The organism is Moorena sp. SIO3I6, assembly GCF_010672095.1.
In genome coordinates this window covers 1-1,568 of sequence record NZ_JAAHHU010001202.1, presented here as the reverse complement: position 1 = coordinate 1,568, position 1,568 = coordinate 1, and the positions used below count along the sequence as shown (strand labels likewise).

4 protein-coding genes are annotated in these 1,568 nt (G+C 46.9%); 3 read left to right on the top strand and 1 reads right to left on the bottom strand.

Annotated features, from left to right (window positions below; genetic code table 11):
• Nucleotides 1-96: 96 nt before the first annotated feature.
• Together F6K49_RS47685 and F6K49_RS47680 are read left to right on the top strand one after the other, a co-directional pair.
• Complete coding sequence (locus F6K49_RS47685; protein ID WP_293109577.1) at nucleotides 97-405, top strand: Uma2 family endonuclease; 309 nt, start codon at nucleotides 97-99, stop codon at nucleotides 403-405.
• Between the two features lie 104 nt (nucleotides 406-509).
• Nucleotides 510-683 (top strand): hypothetical protein, encoded by a 174-nt coding sequence (locus F6K49_RS47680; protein WP_229415302.1) that lies wholly within the window; start codon nucleotides 510-512, stop codon nucleotides 681-683.
• Nucleotides 684-873: 190 nt separating this feature from the next.
• Here F6K49_RS47680 and F6K49_RS47675 read toward each other — a convergent pair whose 3' ends face one another.
• Nucleotides 874-1,155 (bottom strand): hypothetical protein, encoded by a 282-nt coding sequence (locus tag F6K49_RS47675; protein ID WP_293054930.1) that lies wholly within the window; start codon nucleotides 1,153-1,155, stop codon nucleotides 874-876.
• A 246-nt stretch (nucleotides 1,156-1,401) separates the two neighbouring features.
• Between F6K49_RS47675 and F6K49_RS47670 the strand changes: the two genes are divergently transcribed.
• Complete coding sequence (locus F6K49_RS47670) at nucleotides 1,402-1,536, top strand: hypothetical protein (protein WP_293109575.1); 135 nt, start codon at nucleotides 1,402-1,404, stop codon at nucleotides 1,534-1,536.
• Nucleotides 1,537-1,568 lie beyond the last annotated feature (32 nt).

Genomic DNA, 1,568 nt, shown 5'->3' with positions numbered 1-1,568 from the left:
ATGGCAATATCATCTATTTTTATCAACCAAACCGCCTAACGCACCCTACAAAATCTACCTGGAATATTGCTAAGCATTCTTCTGCTAACAAAATTCATGCAATCACCCAGCATTACTAACTCCTTAGACGCTTTTCTCCAACAACCCAATATAGAAGCTTCTCCTGCTTGGGAATTCATCCATGGACACCCGAAGCAAAAGCCTATGCCAACATTGTTTCATTCCCGCCTCCAACGCAACCTCGTAAACGCCATCAACAATCAAACCCATGCTTGCGTTGCGATTCAAGAACTCCGGTGCATCATTCCTCCCTTATCCCCTGTACCAGATATTGTCGTTGTTAAAAGCGATCGCCTCAGGGATCAAGATGGCCCCCGGTCAGGTTCACGCCTTCTGGTTAATTGAAATTCGTTCCCCTGACCAAAGCACATTAGACCTACAGAACAAAATTTTGCACTTTAGGTGCGCTTTCCGCATCTAATTATTAAATTCGCCACGGGTCGCACCTCTTGAGCAACGGGACTCAGCTGGCTTGGCTAATCGATATTCAGCGACAGCAAATCTGGGTTTGGGAAAACCAGGAACTACCACTGGTGTTTGCCGGAACTGACATACTCCCCACCCTTGACAATATCTCAGACTTTACAGTAGACGCAATAATTGGAATGACCCGACAGCGATAATGTAAGTATTCAGCTATCAGGTATCAGCTATACCAAAGGGAACAGCGGATCTGGGAACAGATCTTGTAGGGTGGGCAAATGGACATGATTCTTTATCAAATTGCCTTCCGTACAGAATTTGCCCACCCTACCGAACCGAATGCGATCGCACTGATGCTATTTGATCAATCAACATACAGCGGTTTGCACTTCAGTTAGGTACAAAGTTTTGGGTTTTTAGGGAGCAGGGACTTCGGAGCAGGGACTTCGGAGCAGGGAGCAGGGAAGAGGGAAGAGGGAAGAGGAGAAACAATGTGTACCTGATAGTTATGTAATCCGCCGTAAGAGGAATTATATCAGTAGTAGGGTGGGCAAATGGACATGATTGATCATGAAATTGCCAAGGGATCAGAATTTGCCCACCCGAGCCTACGGAATGCGTACGCACTACTGCTGGTTGTAGGGTGGGCAAATAGATATGATTGGTGATCAATTGGTATTACTAGGATAATTTGCCCACCCTAAACTAGTAGCGTACGCACTTTGGGAACAGTAGTAGGGTGGGCAAATGGACATGATTGGTGATGAAATTGTATTAATTTGATATATTGCCCACCCAAAGCCTATCTTTGGGAACAGTAGTAGGGTGGGCAAATGGACATGATTGGTGATCAATTGGTATTACTAGGATAATTTGCCCACCCTACACTAGTAGCGTACGCACTGGTCGGGGTTAGGGGTGGGTCCCGATTCCCGATTCCCGATTCCCGATTCCCGATTCCCGATTCCCGATTCCCGATTCCCGATTCCCGATTCCCGATTCCCGATTCCCCATTCCCCATTCCCGATTCCCCATTACCTATCTCCAAAGTAAAAAACCTACCCCTGAAAGCCCCGCGCCCCCGC

Coding starts and splice junctions, on each gene's coding strand:
- F6K49_RS47685 (WP_293109577.1), top strand. CDS start 97: ATGCAATCACCCAGCATTACTAACTCCTTAGACGCTTTTCTCCAACAA.